This is a genomic window from Pontixanthobacter luteolus, assembly GCF_947494915.1.
GTDB lineage: Bacteria > Pseudomonadota > Alphaproteobacteria > Sphingomonadales > Sphingomonadaceae > Pontixanthobacter > Pontixanthobacter luteolus.
Genome location: NZ_CANLWR010000002.1, coordinates 311677 through 327495, shown reverse-complemented (window position 1 = coordinate 327495; position 15819 = coordinate 311677). Strand labels below are relative to the sequence as shown.

The window sequence follows — 15819 nt, the reverse complement described above, 5'->3', positions numbered from 1 at the left end:
CGAACAGTTCACAGCTGCACTTGATCCGGGGTCTGGTTGCCAACCGAATATTCGGCCAACCAATTGACCAAACTGGTTTCAAGTGAATAGATATTTTGAATGGCGGCTCCTATGGGGTCGCCATTCGCATTTGACGCTTTGGAAACAGGAATTTTCGCAATGGCCATCACCCCGCTCATGCCCGTCTACCCTCGCTGCGGAGTCCGTCCGGTGCGCGGTGACCACTGCCACCTGATTGACGAAGACGGCACGCGCTATCTCGATTTCGCCAGCGGCATCGCGGTGAACCTGCTCGGCCATTCGCACCCCGGCCTGATCGGAGCGATCCAGAAACAAGCGGAAACGCTGATGCATGTGAGCAACCTTTACGGCAGCCCGCAGGGTGAGAAGCTGGCGCAAATGCTGGTAGACAACACTTTTGCCGACACCGTGTTCTTCACCAATTCCGGCGCAGAGGCGGTTGAAACGGCGATCAAGACGGCCCGCGCGTATCACCAGTCCAACGGCCACGAAGATCGATACGAACTCATCACCTTCACCAATGCCTTCCACGGCCGGACCATGGCCACCATCAGTGCCTCCAATCAGGAGAAGATGCACAAGGGCTTCATGCCCCTGCTCGAAGGGTTCAAATATTGCGAATTCGATGATCTGGAGATGGCGAAATCGCTGATCGGCCCCAAGACAGCCGGCTTTTTGGTAGAACCAATTCAGGGCGAAGGCGGTATTCGCCCTGCATCCGACGAATTCATGCAGGGCCTACGCGCGCTTGCCGACGAACACGATTTGATGCTGGTTCTGGACGAAGTGCAGTGCGGCGTTGCTCGTACCGGCACGCTCTATGCCTATGAACAATACGGGATCGTCCCTGACATCGTCGCGACTGCAAAGGGCATCGGTGGCGGTTTTCCTCTTGGCGCTTGCCTCGCAACGGAAAAAGCCGCGCGCGGCATGACCTTTGGCACGCATGGTTCCACCTATGGCGGCAACCCGCTGGCCATGGCTGCTGGTACTGCGGTCATGGAAGCTGTTGCCAACGAGGAATTTCTCGCCTCCGTGCGCGACAAAGGCGAACGCATCCGCACCCGTCTGGAACAGTTCATCGGCAATTACCCGGATCTGTTCGAACTGGTTCGCGGCAAGGGCCTGATGCTCGGGTTGAAGATGAAGGTGGAGAGTCGCCCGTTCTTCGTTCACCTGCGCGATAACCACCAGTTGATGATGGTTGCTGCCGGCGACAACACCCTGCGGCTTCTTCCGCCGCTGGTGATCGGAGATGAAGAGATTGACGAATTCTTCGACAAACTGTCGGCCGGCGCCGCCGACTATGTAATTCCCGAAGCAAGCTAGGACTGACCATGCAAAGCCCTCGGCACTTTCTCGACCTTTCCGATGCAGGCGGCGATGCCATTGCCGCCATGATTACTGATGCGCAGGAGCGAAAGGCGGCGAGGGCAGACTGGCCGAAAGGCCGTGCAGATGCAGATCGCCCGCTTGATGGGCATGTGCTGGCGATGATCTTCGAGAAGAACTCGACCCGTACACGGGTGAGTTTCGACATGGCTATGCGCCAACTCGGCGGAAGTGCCTTTGTCCTTGATTCGGGAACCAGCCAGCTCGGGCGCGGGGAAAGCATCGCCGACACTGCGCGGGTACTTAGCCGCATGGCAGATGCGATCATGCTGCGCACAGACGATCACGCCAAGATCGAGGAGATGGCCAGATACGCCACAGTCCCCGTGATCAATGGCCTGACTGATCGCTCGCACCCATGCCAGATCGTGGCCGACCTGCTCACTGTAATTGAGCATGGCAAGGCGCTGCCGGGTCTTGAGATCGCATGGCTTGGTGATGGCAATAATGTCCTGCATTCCATCCTCGAAGCGGCCAGCCTGATGAAATTCAATGTTCGGGTGGCAACCCCGGCCGGATACGAGCCCGAGGAGGAATTCGTGCAGATGGCGCGTAATGCCGGCTCGCGAGTGGATCTGACGCAGCATGCCGGTGCTGCTGCCGAAGGTGCGGATGTGCTTGTCACCGATACCTGGATTTCCATGGGTCAGGAAAATGCAGCTGAGAAGCTCGCCGCGATGGCGCCGTACCAGGTCAACGATGCACTGATGGCCAAGGCGAAACCCGGTGCCATCTTCTTGCACTGCTTGCCCGCGCATGTCGGTGATGAGGTGAACGAAAGCGTGTTCGAGGGCCCGCAATCGGTGGTCTTTGACGAGGCTGAGAACCGCATCCACGCCCAGAAATCGGTCCTGCTGTGGGCACATAACAAGCTCTGACGCCGGCGCTCCTAGCTTTCCTGGTCTTGCTACCCATATTCACGCAATGACCAAACAAATCGAAACATTCAGCGACCAGCTGCTGTCATTCACGCTGCCCGGGCAAAATGCCCGCGGGCGGAGCGTGCGGCTTGACGGTGTTCTGGATGAAGTTCTTTCCGCGCATGAATACCCTCCTGCAATCACGCATTTGCTGGCAGAGGCGCTGACGTTGACCGCGCTGATCGGCGGCCTGCAGAAAGATGCAGGCGGGCAGATGACCATGCAGGCCCAGACCGAGCAAGGCGTTGTAAACCTGCTTGTGTGTGATTTTCGCGGCGGGGAACTGCGCGGGTATGTCGATTTCGATGCAGATCGGCTGTCCGACCTCGGGGCGAACCCGTCGCTGTTCGCTCTGTTCGGCAAGGGTTATCTAGCAATCACGATCGACGGTGCAGGCAAGGAAGGTCGCTATCAGGGGATTGTCCCCCTGGAGGGCGATTCGCTTGCGCAGGCCTGTGAAACCTACTTCGTGCAATCGGAACAGATACCGACGCTGATACGGGTCGCGATCAAGGGCGAACAGTCAGGCGCACTCGCATCTGGCCTGTTGATACAGCACCTTCCCGATGGGGAAGAGGGGCGCGAACGGCTTCATGTCCGCCTCGATCATCCAGAATGGGAGCATGTTTCGATTCTGGCTGGCAGCATCAAGCACGACGAATTGCTCGATCGTTCGCTGTCGATGGAAGGTATCGTCTGGCGCTTGTTCCATGAAGAGGACGAAATCCGGGTCGAAACAGGATCACACCTGACGCGCGGCTGCCGCTGCACGGTGGCTCATTATCAAGACGTGCTGGGCCGCTTTCCGGAAGCCGAGAGGGCAGAAATGCGCAATGACGATGGCTTGATCCTCGTCGATTGCGCCTTCTGTTCGAAGGTATTTCCGATTTCGGTTTAGGAACTTTCCATACTTTGGAACGATTTGGTCCAACGGCCACTTGTGGTAAGAGGTGAATATGAAGATCGCAAAATATCAGATCGGCAAAGGGCCCGTGTTGCGCGCTGGCGCGCTGCGTCTGGCACTTGGCGCATTTGCGCTCGGCGTGGCCGCCGCACCTACCGCTGCACAGGCGCCAGCCCTCGCCATGCTTGATGGTCTTACCAAGGGTCAGTGGGAAATCCGTTTTCGTGATGGCAGTGCCAGCCGCAAAATTTGCGTCAGAACCGGTAGGGAATTGATCCAGCTCCGCCATGCAAAACCCAATTGCAGCCGCTTTGTAGTGGAAGATTCCGCCAACGAAGTGACGGTTCAATACACTTGCAAGGGTGACGGGTACGGACGGACCAATATCAGGCGCGAAACAGCGTCTCTGGTACAAATTCAGGGGCAGGGCATCGACGGAAGCCTGCCGTTTGAATTCACCGCAGAAGCACGACGCACGGGTGCCTGCAGGTAATATCCGGCGATTGAATCGCGGGATTGCCGAACTATCCATTTCGGACTAGCCCCGAATGGATGACTTCTCAGAAAGATAATTCAGGCAGACAGGCTGTGGTTCTGTTGTCGGGCGGGCTCGACTCCATGGTCTCGGGTGCGATTGCACGCGAAAGCGGTTTTGCGCTGAATGCTCTTACCATCGATTATGGCCAGCGTCACAGGATCGAGATCGAATCGGCTCGGTCGATCGCAAAAGAGCTAGGCTGCGTCAGGCATGTGATCTTGCCGCTCGACCTGCGGGCGTTCGGCGGATCCGCTTTGACCGACGATATCGATGTGCCGAAAGACGGGGTCGGGGACGATATCCCGGTGACCTACGTGCCAGCCCGCAATCTCGTCTTTCTATCGCTCACATCAGCTTGGGCAGAGGCGGTTGGCGCGAGTGATATCTTCATTGGAGTGAATGCGCTCGACTATTCGGGCTATCCCGATTGTCGCCCTGAATTTATTGCCAGTTTCACCGAAACGGCGCGGCTGGGAACGAAGGCGGGGGTAGAGGGGCACCCATTCAAAATCCACACACCGCTGCAACACATGAGCAAGGCAGACATCGCACGCGAAGCAAGCCGTTTGGGTCTCGATACAGGCCTTAGCTGGTCATGCTACGATCCAACTGATGACGGATTGGCGTGCGGGGTTTGCGATAGCTGTCGTTTGCGGCAAAAGGGCTTTGCCGAAGCAGGCCTTCAGGACGGGATCATCTATGAATAATGAAAACCAGGATACCGGCGTAGCTCCGGCGGATACCGACACGCAAAAGGTGCCCGCATACAGCTGGTATGCTCTCGGCGTTCTCGTAGTGATCTACATCCTGAACTTCGTCGACCGAAACATAATGTCGATCCTGGCGGAGGATATCAAAGCCGATCTCGGGATCGGGGACGATGATCTCGGCTTCCTCTACGGCACCGCTTTCGGTGTATTTTACGCTCTGTTCGGTATTCCGCTGGGTAAGCTGGCCGACAGTTGGCACCGCATCCGCCTTATGACGATCGGTCTGGCGCTATGGTCTGCCATGACTGCGCTGTCCGGCTTCGCGAAAAGTTTCACTGCGCTCAGCTTCGCGCGGATCGGTGTTGGTGTCGGTGAGGCGACGGCCAGCCCGGCCGCTTATTCGCTAATTTCCGACTGGTTCCCCAAACGGATGCGCGCGACTGCGTTGGCGATATATTCCTCGGGTCTATACCTCGGCGGCGGTATATCGCTGTTTATCGGCGGGCTTATCGTCGAACGCTGGAACAGCATTTATCCCGGCGGCGGACCGATGGGGCTGGCTGGCTGGCAGGCTGCGTTTCTCGCGGTTGGTTTCCCCGGATTGCTTCTGGCGATGCTTGTAATCACCCTGAAGGAGCCGGTGCGCGGCCAAGCTGATGGGATCATTTCAGAACCCGTTAGAGATCCATTCCGCGGGTTCCTGAACGAGCTTTTCGCCGTGATCCCGCCATTTACGTTCATTCAGGCCGCCCAGCATGGCGCAAAGGCATTCCTGGTGAACGTAGTCGGTGCAGCCGTGATCGCAGGGACCGCCTATGGCCTGATCTTGATCACCGGCAACATCCCGCAATGGATTGCGCTTGGCGTGGGATATTACGCGGTGTTTTCATGGGCAACGTCTCTGCGCCGCCGTGATCCGCCGACCTTCGCGCTGATTTGGGGATCGCCAGCGTTTCTCTGCACCATTCTTGGCTATGGCATGGTCGCTTTTGCGTCATACGCTGTGACCTTCTGGGCTTCACCCTATGCAATTCGTGTTTTGGGCGAATCGCCAAGTATCGTTGGCTGGTGGATTGGCGGACCGGGGGCAGTTGGCGGATTTCTCGGCGTCATCGCCGGTGGCCGTGTCGCGGATTACCTGCGTGAGCGCCATCCCTCTGGACGATTGCTGGTGGTCATGTTCGGAGTCGTGGCTCCTGTCATTCCGCTGATCGTTGCCTTCACGACGTCCAGCTCGTTGTTGTTCTACTTCCTGAATTTCCTGATCAGCCTGTTCGCAAGCTCGGCGCTTGGTGCCGCTGCAGCGACATCGCAGGACCTCGTCCTGCCTAGGATGCGCGGCACGGCTACGGCAACATTCTTCCTTGCGACCACGCTGGTTGGCCTTGCGCTCGGCCCCTATCTGGCGGGCCAGGTTTCGACCGCCACCGGAAGTCTTTCGACCGGCGTGCTTTCGCTGCTGATTGCCGCACCTATCGGCATGATCCTCTTGGTCGCTGCCTATCGCCTCGTTCCGCGAGCTGAGGAGACGGTAATCGAACGCGCAAAGGATGCAGGCGAAGTTTTCGCCGCCTGACCGCTTTAGTTTAGGCTAGGGTCAGGACGCGCTTATGACGGCGCATGCAACTCGTGCGCCGGCGTCCCCCGCAGGATCGGATTTGTAGTCGTCCGGGCCTGCGTGGATGACGGTTGCCGTGCCATCGGCGTCAAAGATCGATGGCATAATCTGGCCCGCCTCACCTTCAAGTGCGATTCTAGCAGTAGCCGTGCCATCTGCTGCGACTTCCAGATTGGGGAGGTCGCCAAGATGGCTGCCGCCTTCTGAAAACTTTCCGTGTGTGGCACCGCCCGGATTCAAATGCCCGCCGGCGGACTTGAAATCAGGTGCGTCGCAGGCCCCTGTCGTGTGGAGATGGAAGCCGTGCGTGCCTTCACTGAGGCCGTTGGCGGTGATTTGTGCTGTGATGGCGTTTCCTGATCTAATGAGCTCAATGGTGCCGGCTGATGCGCCGTCAGCAAGCTGCAGGATACCAGTGCCAATCAATTGCGGCTCGTTCGCCGCGGTATCGGAATGAGATGCGCTATCGGCTGGGCCCGAGCAACCCATAATAGCAAGCGTTGCGGTCAGTGCAGCGGGCAGTTTCAGAAAATGCATTCTAGCCTCCGTTAACGTGTGTCAGAGACTATAACGAAAAAGGGGCCGGATTGCTCCGACCCCTTCCCGATTTTTATTCGCTTGCGCGAAATTACATGCCGGCGTTCGGGCCGTATGTAACTTCAACGCGGCGGTTCTGAAGTTCGCGAACTCCGTCAGCCGTCGGTACACGAAGCTGGGTTTCACCAAATGCTTCGCTAGCGATCCGACCAGCCGGAATTCCGCGACCGGTGAGATAATCCATGACCGATGAGTTACGACGCTCGGAAAGACCGACGTTGTAAACCTTCGAACCCGAAGTATCCGCGTGTCCAGCAAGCATCACCGATGCCATGCCGCAGTTTGCGTACTGCGATACCGCGTTGTCCAAGATGGTTGCAGCTTCAGGCGTGATGTCCGACTGATCCCATTCGAAGAATACGATGTACGGGCCCTTGTTGCAAACCGTCGGTGCCGGTGGTGGCGGCGGCGGTGGCGGCGGCGGAGGAGGCGGTGGCGGTGGTGGCGGTGGTGGCGGAGGCGGAGCGTCCGGTTCACCACCGAAGTTGTAAGTCAGCGTGCCGAGAATCGAGTGCGAACGAACGTCGCCTTCGAGATTGCGGCCGTAACGATCGACGATGCCAACGTTCTCTGCGTTGAACATGCGATAACGCAGACCAACGTCCCAGTTATCTGTTAGCGGTGCACGAACGCCTGCGAGAAGCTGCCATGCGAGCCCGCTGTCGGAATCGTCAAAGACGTCCGCAGCACGTGGGTTTGTAGCTGCCTGCAGTTCAGTGCGTGCGACGCCGATACCGGCACCAGCGAAGCCTTGGATGCCGTCATCATCACCGAAGTCGAAAAGACCGTTCAGCATGAAGCTGAGGGAGTTGATGTCGCCACCGGCAGGATAGGTGCCACCAGGTGTTACGTTTGGAGCGTTGATACGCGGGAGTCCGGCGCTACCGACCGAAAGGTTGGTAATGTCAGCTTCGCGATAGCTTACTTCAGTCTCCAGACGGAAACCACCGAAGTCGTAACCGACAATACCGCCAAAGTCGTAACCAGTGTCGGTATCGACTTTGATGTTGTCCGTACCATTGTTCAGGTCAAGATTGACGTCTTCAACGATCATCGGACCACCTCCGACCTCGACGTACCATTGTCCGTCGCGGGCGAGGGCAGGCGATGCAAGGGCCGTAGAGGCCATCGCCATTCCTATGACGAGTTTCCGCATTATGTATTTCCCCTTTATTAGCGAAATTGAGCCACCGAGTTGTGGTTTTCTAACTTTTCCTCATGGGAGAGGCAAGCGGTCAATCGAAGCAAACTGTTGCAAGAATGTCTCTCTTTGGCTCTCAAGAGCCGAAATATGACCGGTTTACCTATCCCTGTGGGAGTGAAACGTCATTGGACCGGAAGTGTTCCAATTATGTTACCGGAAATATTCCTGCGTTTGTAAGGGCTTCGATTAAGTCGGCGAATGCCGCCCTGAGCTCTGTGTCGGGAGCTGTGCCCCCGGTTGGCTGAGCGGGAGCGTCGGGGCTGATCCAGCCATCCCTGAACAATCTGTATTGGCCCTTCGACAAGTCGTAAATCCTCATGCCCGTAGTCGGTATCGCGAAGATCCAGGACCCGCTCGAATAGCCGGCAATAAGTCCGTCGCGGCCTGTCCATTCGCCGGTGCCGCCGTCGGCCACCAGCCAGCAATGGCCATCGGCAGGATTGGCAGGCGGAACGGGAATCTCTGCTTGGATTGCTGGGTGTAGGAGGATGTCTGTTCTGGCCAGAGCCTCGTTCACGAAGAATTCTTTTTGCGATTGTGCTGCAAACAGGAATGGAAGGGCGAACCGTGGCGAAGCTTCGGTGAATTGAATGGGGTCAGACATATTTTACCTCGTTTGAAGGTGTTTTTCGGAAATTCTGGTTGGAATTATTGCAGAAGAATCAGCTCAAGTGCTTCCGATTCTCCGAATCGACCGACCTGCCGTACCCAAGCACTCTGTCCGGCGAACGAGCTTGCGACACTGGCTGGGATGTACACATGGGTTTCCCCGACTTCCCACATTGCCTGGTTCTCGGGGCTGCCGATGCCAACGCGATAAAGCTCGGCTTCTTCGACGAGAGGAACTTCGGTGCTGAAATTCCAAATCCAGCTTCCCCTCGCCCTGCGGGTCCATTGCAATCGGAGATCGCCATTGGGCAGGTGCGTTACGCGTGGGTGAACCGGTGTGAGCGGCAACGACCCACGGCCCAAGTTCGAGATTTCGCTGAGCACAGGGTCATCATCGCCTGCACCGATTGCAGCGATGCTCGAAACACTGCCTCCTCCAAACCGCGTCAGTGCAAGCTCGATCAAATTCGTATCGATCACCGTGACCGCGCTGCCCGGTGCATGCGCAGTCTGCGCCAAATGCTCGGTGCCCCCGCGCCCTCTGAGTAGACCGCTCAATTGCCAACGTGTTGATGAAAGGCGATCTGCGGTTGTGAATTGAATGATCTCATCGTTCAGGATCAATCTGTTTCGACCAGAGGCGAGGGCATCGGTCGAGCAGTCGCTGAAGAGATGGTCCTCTGAAACCGTTTCCACATCCATCCTGCTCAAGGCTTCGAATCGCAGCGATGGTGAAGGAGGAAGGGGTTCGACAAGCTTTGCCATTGTTGCCTGGCCGCGGCCCGAAGGACCAAGAGGGTCGAGGATTCCACCAGCATTTGCGTAGAGCGCCGCGCCGCGCCAGCTTGCATCGGATGAGCCGACCGCAGCATAGATTTTCGGTTGGTCGCCTGAACTGACCAATTGGCCGGGCAGTTCGAACGCTCTGAGATAGGTTTCAGATGGAACCCAGTCCGCAGCTGGGGGTGCCGTACCGCCGTCTGCGGGAACACTGTGGCGTTGCTGGCGCGCGGCACGTTTCAGCTCCAGCTCGACGCCTTTTTCCCGCCATTCCCATCCGGTGATGGTCCACAAACCGGGTGAGCCGGGCACGCGGACGGTCGTCCCGGGACGAAATCTCTCATCGAGCTCGATGAGCCGCCATTGCATGATTTCACGCGAATCCTCGGCCCTTTGCGCCGCTTGGTTGATAAGGCTACGGGCATTCGCTGGCTCCAATGCGCCGGGGAATTGTAGAACCGAATCCTGCGCGGGTCTGGAACGGCCGATAGCGCGCTGGTTATCCCGGGAGACGTCATAATATCTGAGCCCGGTGAGGAGTGCGCTTTCAGCATTCGCCCTCTCGCGTGCGACACCGGTGCGCTTCCCGAACTCGCCATCCTCCCAGGCTGACGCGGCAGGCAGCAAAGGCGCTTGCCCGGTGGCCTCGCTCTCCGCCTCGACCATCAAACTGCCGTCGGCGATTGAGGTCTGCATGGGGTAGAGGAGATCTAGCGTGCTCAGTATGCCGGCATAGGATCCCCCCTCGTGACTGATACCCGTGAGGCCCGAAAAGCGCATCGGCGCGGCAAGAGTTTTCTCTTCGCTGCGGAAGAATTCTTCGCTCGATACTTCATCATCATCGGCGATCACTTCGAAAGTCAGGGCAGGAATGCGGTTGCCGAAATCTGCCAATTGCAGGTCTTCGAAGACAACATATGCGCAGCCACGATAGGCGGGGCAGTTACCGCCAGCCGCCGCGGCCATGAGCGGATCGGATGGCTGATCTCCAGCACCAGTATAGATGCGAAGCGTTCCGCCAGCTTTTAGATCGCCTGCCGTTCCGCGGAGCAAGTTTCCATCGGCCCAAATTCTGCCGATGCGCTTGATCGGGCGGCTGGAAAGAGCCACTGCGAAGGAACTTGAATAACTGTAGCTGGTGGTCTTTGGCCTGCCTTTCCCGCCGCCCGATTTTTCCTTGCTTTCCACCAGATCGGTGGCCCAGATTATCGTACCGGAAACGCGCATCGTCCCGAAGTGGCGCGACAAAGGGCTGCCATAACTGGAGGTCGTGACATCCAGCTCTTTCAGGCGCGGTCCTTCGCGTGTGCCGCTGCCCATTATCTTTGCATCGATTTGCCTTCCAGCGAGCGCACCGATGGCCCCGCCGATAGGGCCGCCGAAAACAGTGCCTAGGGCGCCGAGAACCAGTGTTGCCATGATCTAGCGTCTTTCATTGAGGCGGAATTTGTTAATGACCGGCCATTGCAAGGGGCCGGCTGCGGAAACCACGCGGCCCAGACCGGCATGGGCATGGATGAATCGAAGCGGGCCAGCTGCGATCAGCAGATGCCGCTGGCCAGGACCGGGGCGGACAACGACGATATCGCCGCGCTCGATAACCCCGGCAGCCGGGCCGAGGCCGGCCGACGAAGCAATATCCGGAACAAATGAGTAGTCAGCATTGCGCAGACCGTAGCCGGATAGGGACGGACCCTTTCGACCGACCGCCGAAAGCGCGAGCAGGACAAGGCCAACGCAGTCCACTCCGTAGAGAATATCGCGGCCATGAAGCTGGAACGGGACGCCGACCAGCCCTTCGGCGGCGGCGGCAAGCCGTTCTTGATCTGCCGTCATTCGGGCAGCGGATATCGGGCAAGCAGATCGTTTCCGGGCAGAAAGGGCTCGCCGCGAAAGTTTGCGGAGTTGGAAAACCGGCTGTTGCAGGCGGCGAAGGTATGATCGCATCCCTCGCGCAGAAGCGCCCGGTCACCTGCTTGCAAACCGCCGGGCAATGCCCTGCCGAACACCAAAGCAGGTCCGTCAGAAGCGATGATTGAAGACCGGATCCCTGAGTCTGCTCCGTCGATCCAGCGGGCCCAGCCGAACAGGTAGGGTGTCGGGTCAATGCCGGTGAAGATGGCCGAATTTGCTTCGAAATCCACTTCCTCCACCGCCGCTTCGACAGTGAACGCCGGTGCAGCGAGATTGCAGCCCGGACCGCAGAATTCCGCGCGGCAGGTCGGGCTGGTGCGCGGCACCGGATCTTCGTCGAGCAGGAATTTGGCAGATCGAAGCTCCGCTGTGAATTCGCCGCCCTGTTCGGCGATCGCGCCGATCGAACCGTGATAGAGCACGGTGTGATCCAGCGTTTCCCAATCCACCGCCCCCACCTGGATTGCGGCACCGTCGAAGCGGCCGCTGGAAAGGTCCGGCGCAGATATGGAGTCGTGTGACAATACGCCCTGCACCTCGGCGCTGTCCGGAGACAGGTCGGAGGTGCGGCGGATCGAACTCGGGATCATGCCAGGCGCGGCCAGATGGGTAAGCCCGCCAAACACCAGATTGCGGTCGTGACTGGTGAAACCAAGCGCGCGGCCATCCTTACGATAGATTCGCCAGAATGTTGCCACGCCTTCCAGTTCCTCGCGGAAGAAAACGTGTGTCATACGGCCTCGCGAATTTCGACCATCGGTACGGAGGGTGCCTCACCTGCCGCAAAACTGGCGCTGCTTATATCGACCTGATCCTCTGCAAAGCGCACTGGGACATCGAATAGAAAGCCCGCACGGACCTCTGCACCTTCCGGAGGCGCCTCATCAAACGACAAAATCCCGCCTGGCTGGAGCGACCAGTTCTGCGCCGGGGCGCTCCCAACGTTAACCATGATCGTTTCAGCGCGGGGCCGGGTAATCCGCCGCCGCTGCGGTTCTTCCCCGTCGCCATAGAATTTGGCCATTTTGAACCCGGATGTGACCCCGTCGCCGATCCCCAGCAACTGGTCATCAGAGCGGAGATTGCCGGTCATCCCGTTTGAACTGAAGTCGAACGGGTCTTGCAGGCGGAACCCGCGGGCGGCACCGCGGCGCGCCCGAGAGAACGAGATAAGCGTGCCAAGCTCCGCCTCTGAACGTATGCCCGGCCCCACATCGAACCGTAGCCGCGCATCAGACCACAGCGAATTGCGCCGTTCATGTCCGGACGCGGTGACTGCCACTGTGGTGGAGAATTCGGGGCTGACCCGAGTGTCGCGGCCTAAGAGGAGCGGGTACATGATATCGTCGAATGCCTGCACGGGATTATCCTGATTTGGGGCGAGGCGGGTGTAGCCATCGCGGTTGATCTGCGGGAATGCCCAGACGAACCGCTCGGGAATGCCGCGCGCTGCTGCTTCGTCGAGCCCGGCATCGATCCGGGTCCAGAATTCTTCCGCATCGGCGGCATCCAGAACGAAACCGGAAAGATAATCCTGGCGCTCTGCCGGATAGTTCAGGCGTCGATCGAATTCGGCATATGCCATCCGGCGGCGCGCATCCGCGCCTTCGGTCAGCCAGTCGTAATCTTCCAGCTGAAGCCGGTCGAATGCGGGATAGGCCCATCCCAAGGGCACATTGGCCCGTTTCAATTCAGGCATTTCCGGGTCGAGGATCGTGGGCGTGAATGCGAGCAGCAATATTTCCGCCGGACCTTTTGCAGCCGTTCTGACAGCGGCGGCCAAATCGTGGGTCGATTGGGCCAGCAGCGCCCCGGCTGCGTCCAGCAGCGCGGTCTGATCGGGCGGCAAATTGCCGTGCATGGATGTGATGATGGGCGGGTTCCCGCCAAACGCGGCGACTGCGGCAGCATCGTACAGGCAGGGCTTCCCGTTGCTTGTCACCCACCACCACGGCTCGCCGATCTGGAACAGGATCGGCAGGCCGGCTCCGCGCATCAGCCCCACCAGATACCCTGCGGTCGATCGCAACCAGCCCATCGCAGTTTCGTTCGCCGGCGAAAGCAGCGCCGACGGCGGTTCCCACCCGGTGCGCCCGGCTTCGCCGCTATACGTTCTTTGCTGCCAATCATCCGGGCAATGGTCCGCTAGCAATTCGTAGGAAAGCGAGCAGATCGGCGCATAATCCATGGCCGAACAGGCCCGAAAAAAAGCCCGGTGCCAGCGGAACGCGGGTAAGTTGAGGATGCCGTCCGCCGCCGCCACGAGCCGGCCTCCATCATCCTCCAATCGGAAGAAATGGCTCATGCCGACATAGTGCAGGATCCGTCCACGATAGCCGAGGCCGCGAATGCTGCGCAGGATGCGTTCGGGTGTCAAATTGTAGGAATCATCGTAGGCGGTAGCCATCTGCTCACCATGGGGAGGCAGCATGACATCGCCGATTTCGAGCATGGGCCGATCACCCTCGCAGGCAATGTCGGACAGTGTAACGGACCCATTGACCGGTCCGCTGAAGCGTTCGTCGCTTTCAGGTTCGTAAGCTGGAGGCACCAGCGAAATGAACATGCGATCGACATCGGCGGGATGGACCGGTTCGCCGGGTAAGCCATAGCCGCTTTCCAGCTGCGAGAACGGCAAGACGATCTCCGCATTTTCCGGTGTGCCCTGGGCGTAATTCCACAGGCGGACATACCATACGCGATTATCGCCGTTTTCATCCCGCCCCTCGATTATCAGGGTCGGGCCGTGCGGTTGATCGAGCGGCATCAACCCGCTCGACCGCCAGGAAAATCGCAAGGTAGTTCGCGAATAGTCGCAGTCACAGCTGTAGGCGAGCAAGGGATGGTCGTGCCGGTCCTCGCTTTCCCAGATCAGTCCGCACAATTCGCCGCGATGATGGAATTCGCAATCAACCCGCAATGTGCCAGCCTGTTCAGCGACGGCAGCGGCCATCATCGGGCGCGGAAAATTCACGGTCCAGAAGCTCGGATCGAAGCGCTGGATGTAATCGCTTTCCTGTCCGTGCCGCTGACGGGCGAGCCAAAATGCCATGCCGAATTCCTCAGTTTGCAGCGAGCGCGCGGCGCACGGCGCTGGCGATCTGGCGGGACGAACGCTGGAGCGTGGCCGGCGCGCTTGCTCCGCGCGGCTGGTTAAGCTGGATGGAGACCCTCACATCGCGAGAGGCTGCGCCCGCCTGCCCGCCGGCTTCCACTCTGCCGGAGCTGGTCGGCACGAAAAGTTCCGGGCCGCGTTCACCGACCAGATAGCCGCGCCCCGGCGAAACCGGACCGCCTGTCGCGCGCCCGGGCAGGCCGAGGATCGCGCCGATGCCGCCACCCAAAATCCCCCCGATACCGCCGCCGCCGGAACTGCTGCCCAGACCGCCAAGTATCTTGTCGAGGCCAAGCTGCAGCGCTTGCGCGGCGATCTGGTCGAGCGTCTGGATTGCCATTCGCTTGAGATCTTCGAAACCGATGCTGCCTTTGCGGATCGCGCTCAGCAGCCCTTTTTCGAGGATATCTCCGGCCTTGCTGAAGCCGGTCGCAAGCACGCCGTCCACGCTGCCGCGCATCGCGGCAATATCATTGGAGAAACCTTGTGTGCTGGCGCGCACTTCGATCAGCATCTCGTCTATTGGATCATCCATTGCGTTCTTGCTCCAGCAAATGGTTCAATTCGGTGCGGGTGATGGTTTCGCTTGAGGATTGCGGGTCGCTGAGTGCGAGGACGAGGTCCGCCGGGGTGGCGTTCCAGAATTCATCCGGCCGCCAGCCCAGAGCCCGCGCCGCAATTCCCGCCAGCGCAGACGCGCTTTGGCCAAACAGGCCGGTTTGCGCAGGCACCGACACGGGCATAGGCGCAGGCACAGGTGCAGGCTCTGATCCGTTCATCCGGTGCCTTGCAGGATCTGGCCCAGCAGCGCGCGTAGCGGCTTTGCGCATCCTGCCAGTCCGGCTTCGACCACTGCGCGCTCCACATCCTCTCGGCTAACGGATTCGCGGCAGCGCAGGCAATGCCAGAACAATGCCGTCAATTCGGACAGGCGCAGTTGTCCATCGCCCGCGCGTTCGACCAAGGCGAATAGCGGCCCCAGTTCTTCTTCGGCAGCAACAAGCGCAGCAAAGCTTGGCCGCAGGACGTGCGGCGCACCGCCGATCACAATTGCCGCTTCACCGCGCAGGGGGTTGGCTGGTCCGGTCATGCGGGCAGCACCGCGCCTGAACTTTCAAGCTGGAGCGTGTAGTTGCGCTCTCCGTTGAAATCGCCCGAATAGTCGAGCCGCTGGACCAGAAACCGCCCGCGCAGTTTTTCGCCGTCTTCGAACGACAGCTCGTAATCATCGACGGTGCCGGCCAGCGCGTGAGCCCGGATGGCTGCCTCGGCGCTGCTGCCCAGGAAAATCCCGCTGGCGCTGACGGACACCGAACGCACTCCGGCGCCTGAAAGCAGATCGCGCCAGCCGCCCGATTGCTTGTGCGTGACGACCACTGTGTCGCCGTTAATTGATAGCTGCGTGGTCCTGAGGCCGGCGACGGTCTGATAGGCAGGAGGCTGCGCGCCGTCCCCGATCTTTAGAAGGAAGGCAGAGCCTTTCTGGGCTGTCATGAT

The 15819-nt window shown here is 59.4% G+C and carries 18 protein-coding genes; 6 read left to right on the top strand and 12 right to left on the bottom strand.

All coding sequences use genetic code 11. The annotated features are described in order from the left end of the window. Positions 1-8 precede the first annotated feature (8 nt). Positions 9-167: a hypothetical protein gene (locus tag PO778_RS10455; RefSeq protein ID WP_160731277.1), complete on the bottom strand. Its 159-nt coding sequence runs from the start codon at positions 165-167 to the stop codon at positions 9-11. Here PO778_RS10455 and PO778_RS10450 point away from each other — a divergent pair. The 6 genes from PO778_RS10450 to PO778_RS10425 are packed head-to-tail and all read left to right on the top strand — an operon-like array spanning position 160 to position 6061. Then, on the top strand, positions 160-1350 hold the full coding sequence (locus PO778_RS10450) for an aspartate aminotransferase family protein (protein ID WP_271439586.1): 1191 nt from the start codon (positions 160-162) through the stop codon (positions 1348-1350). The two genes, PO778_RS10455 and PO778_RS10450, sit on opposite strands and share 8 nt — an antisense overlap. 8 nt (positions 1351-1358) lie before the next feature. After that, positions 1359-2291, top strand: coding sequence for an ornithine carbamoyltransferase (gene argF, locus PO778_RS10445; protein ID WP_160731279.1), 933 nt, complete (start codon positions 1359-1361; stop codon positions 2289-2291). A gap of 46 nt (positions 2292-2337) precedes the next feature. After that, on the top strand, positions 2338-3231 hold the full coding sequence (gene hslO, locus PO778_RS10440) for an Hsp33 family molecular chaperone HslO (RefSeq protein WP_160731280.1): 894 nt from the start codon (positions 2338-2340) through the stop codon (positions 3229-3231). Between the two features lie 58 nt (positions 3232-3289). Next, positions 3290-3730: a DUF3617 domain-containing protein gene (locus PO778_RS10435; RefSeq protein ID WP_235903741.1), complete on the top strand. Its 441-nt coding sequence runs from the start codon at positions 3290-3292 to the stop codon at positions 3728-3730. A 59-nt stretch (positions 3731-3789) separates the two neighbouring features. Further along, entirely contained in the window at positions 3790-4482 is a 693-nt protein-coding gene (gene queC / locus PO778_RS10430) for a 7-cyano-7-deazaguanine synthase QueC (RefSeq protein ID WP_160731281.1), read from the top strand. Continuing rightward, positions 4475-6061, top strand: coding sequence for a spinster family MFS transporter (locus tag PO778_RS10425; protein ID WP_271439585.1), 1587 nt, complete (start codon positions 4475-4477; stop codon positions 6059-6061). The genes queC and PO778_RS10425 overlap by 8 nt, the downstream gene beginning before the upstream one ends. A gap of 21 nt (positions 6062-6082) precedes the next feature. Here the strand turns inward: PO778_RS10425 and PO778_RS10420 are convergent, their stop codons facing one another. The 11 genes from PO778_RS10420 to PO778_RS10370 form a co-directional block, all read right to left on the bottom strand. Continuing rightward, entirely contained in the window at positions 6083-6640 is a 558-nt protein-coding gene (locus PO778_RS10420) for a superoxide dismutase family protein (protein ID WP_271439584.1), read from the bottom strand. Positions 6641-6731: 91 nt separating this feature from the next. Then, positions 6732-7856 (bottom strand): OmpA family protein, encoded by a 1125-nt coding sequence (locus tag PO778_RS10415; RefSeq protein ID WP_271439583.1) that lies wholly within the window; start codon positions 7854-7856, stop codon positions 6732-6734. A 193-nt stretch (positions 7857-8049) separates the two neighbouring features. Continuing rightward, a complete protein-coding gene (locus PO778_RS10410; RefSeq protein ID WP_271439582.1) occupies positions 8050-8508 on the bottom strand; it encodes a DUF2793 domain-containing protein in 459 nt (152 codons plus the stop codon). A gap of 44 nt (positions 8509-8552) precedes the next feature. Continuing rightward, on the bottom strand, positions 8553-10712 hold the full coding sequence (locus tag PO778_RS10405) for a GTA baseplate fiber-binding domain-containing protein (RefSeq protein WP_271439581.1): 2160 nt from the start codon (positions 10710-10712) through the stop codon (positions 8553-8555). A 3-nt stretch (positions 10713-10715) separates the two neighbouring features. Further along, entirely contained in the window at positions 10716-11129 is a 414-nt protein-coding gene (locus PO778_RS10400; protein ID WP_271439580.1) for an NlpC/P60 family protein, read from the bottom strand. After that, positions 11126-11941, bottom strand: a complete 816-nt coding sequence (locus tag PO778_RS10395; RefSeq protein ID WP_271439579.1) for a phage/gene transfer agent baseplate hub protein — start codon at positions 11939-11941, stop codon at positions 11126-11128. Before PO778_RS10395 ends, PO778_RS10400 begins: the two co-directional genes overlap by 4 nt. Next, entirely contained in the window at positions 11938-14259 is a 2322-nt protein-coding gene (locus PO778_RS10390; RefSeq protein ID WP_271439578.1) for a DUF2460 domain-containing protein, read from the bottom strand. Before PO778_RS10390 ends, PO778_RS10395 begins: the two co-directional genes overlap by 4 nt. Before the next feature lie 10 nt (positions 14260-14269). Continuing rightward, positions 14270-14857 (bottom strand): tail tape measure protein, encoded by a 588-nt coding sequence (locus PO778_RS10385; protein ID WP_271439577.1) that lies wholly within the window; start codon positions 14855-14857, stop codon positions 14270-14272. After that, positions 14850-15101 (bottom strand): phage tail assembly chaperone, encoded by a 252-nt coding sequence (locus tag PO778_RS10380; RefSeq protein WP_333908190.1) that lies wholly within the window; start codon positions 15099-15101, stop codon positions 14850-14852. The genes PO778_RS10385 and PO778_RS10380 overlap by 8 nt, the downstream gene beginning before the upstream one ends. Beyond that, complete coding sequence (locus PO778_RS10375; protein WP_271439576.1) at positions 15098-15412, bottom strand: gene transfer agent family protein; 315 nt, start codon at positions 15410-15412, stop codon at positions 15098-15100. Before PO778_RS10375 ends, PO778_RS10380 begins: the two co-directional genes overlap by 4 nt. Continuing rightward, positions 15409-15816, bottom strand: a complete 408-nt coding sequence (locus PO778_RS10370; protein WP_160731292.1) for a phage major tail protein, TP901-1 family — start codon at positions 15814-15816, stop codon at positions 15409-15411. Before PO778_RS10370 ends, PO778_RS10375 begins: the two co-directional genes overlap by 4 nt. Positions 15817-15819 lie beyond the last annotated feature (3 nt).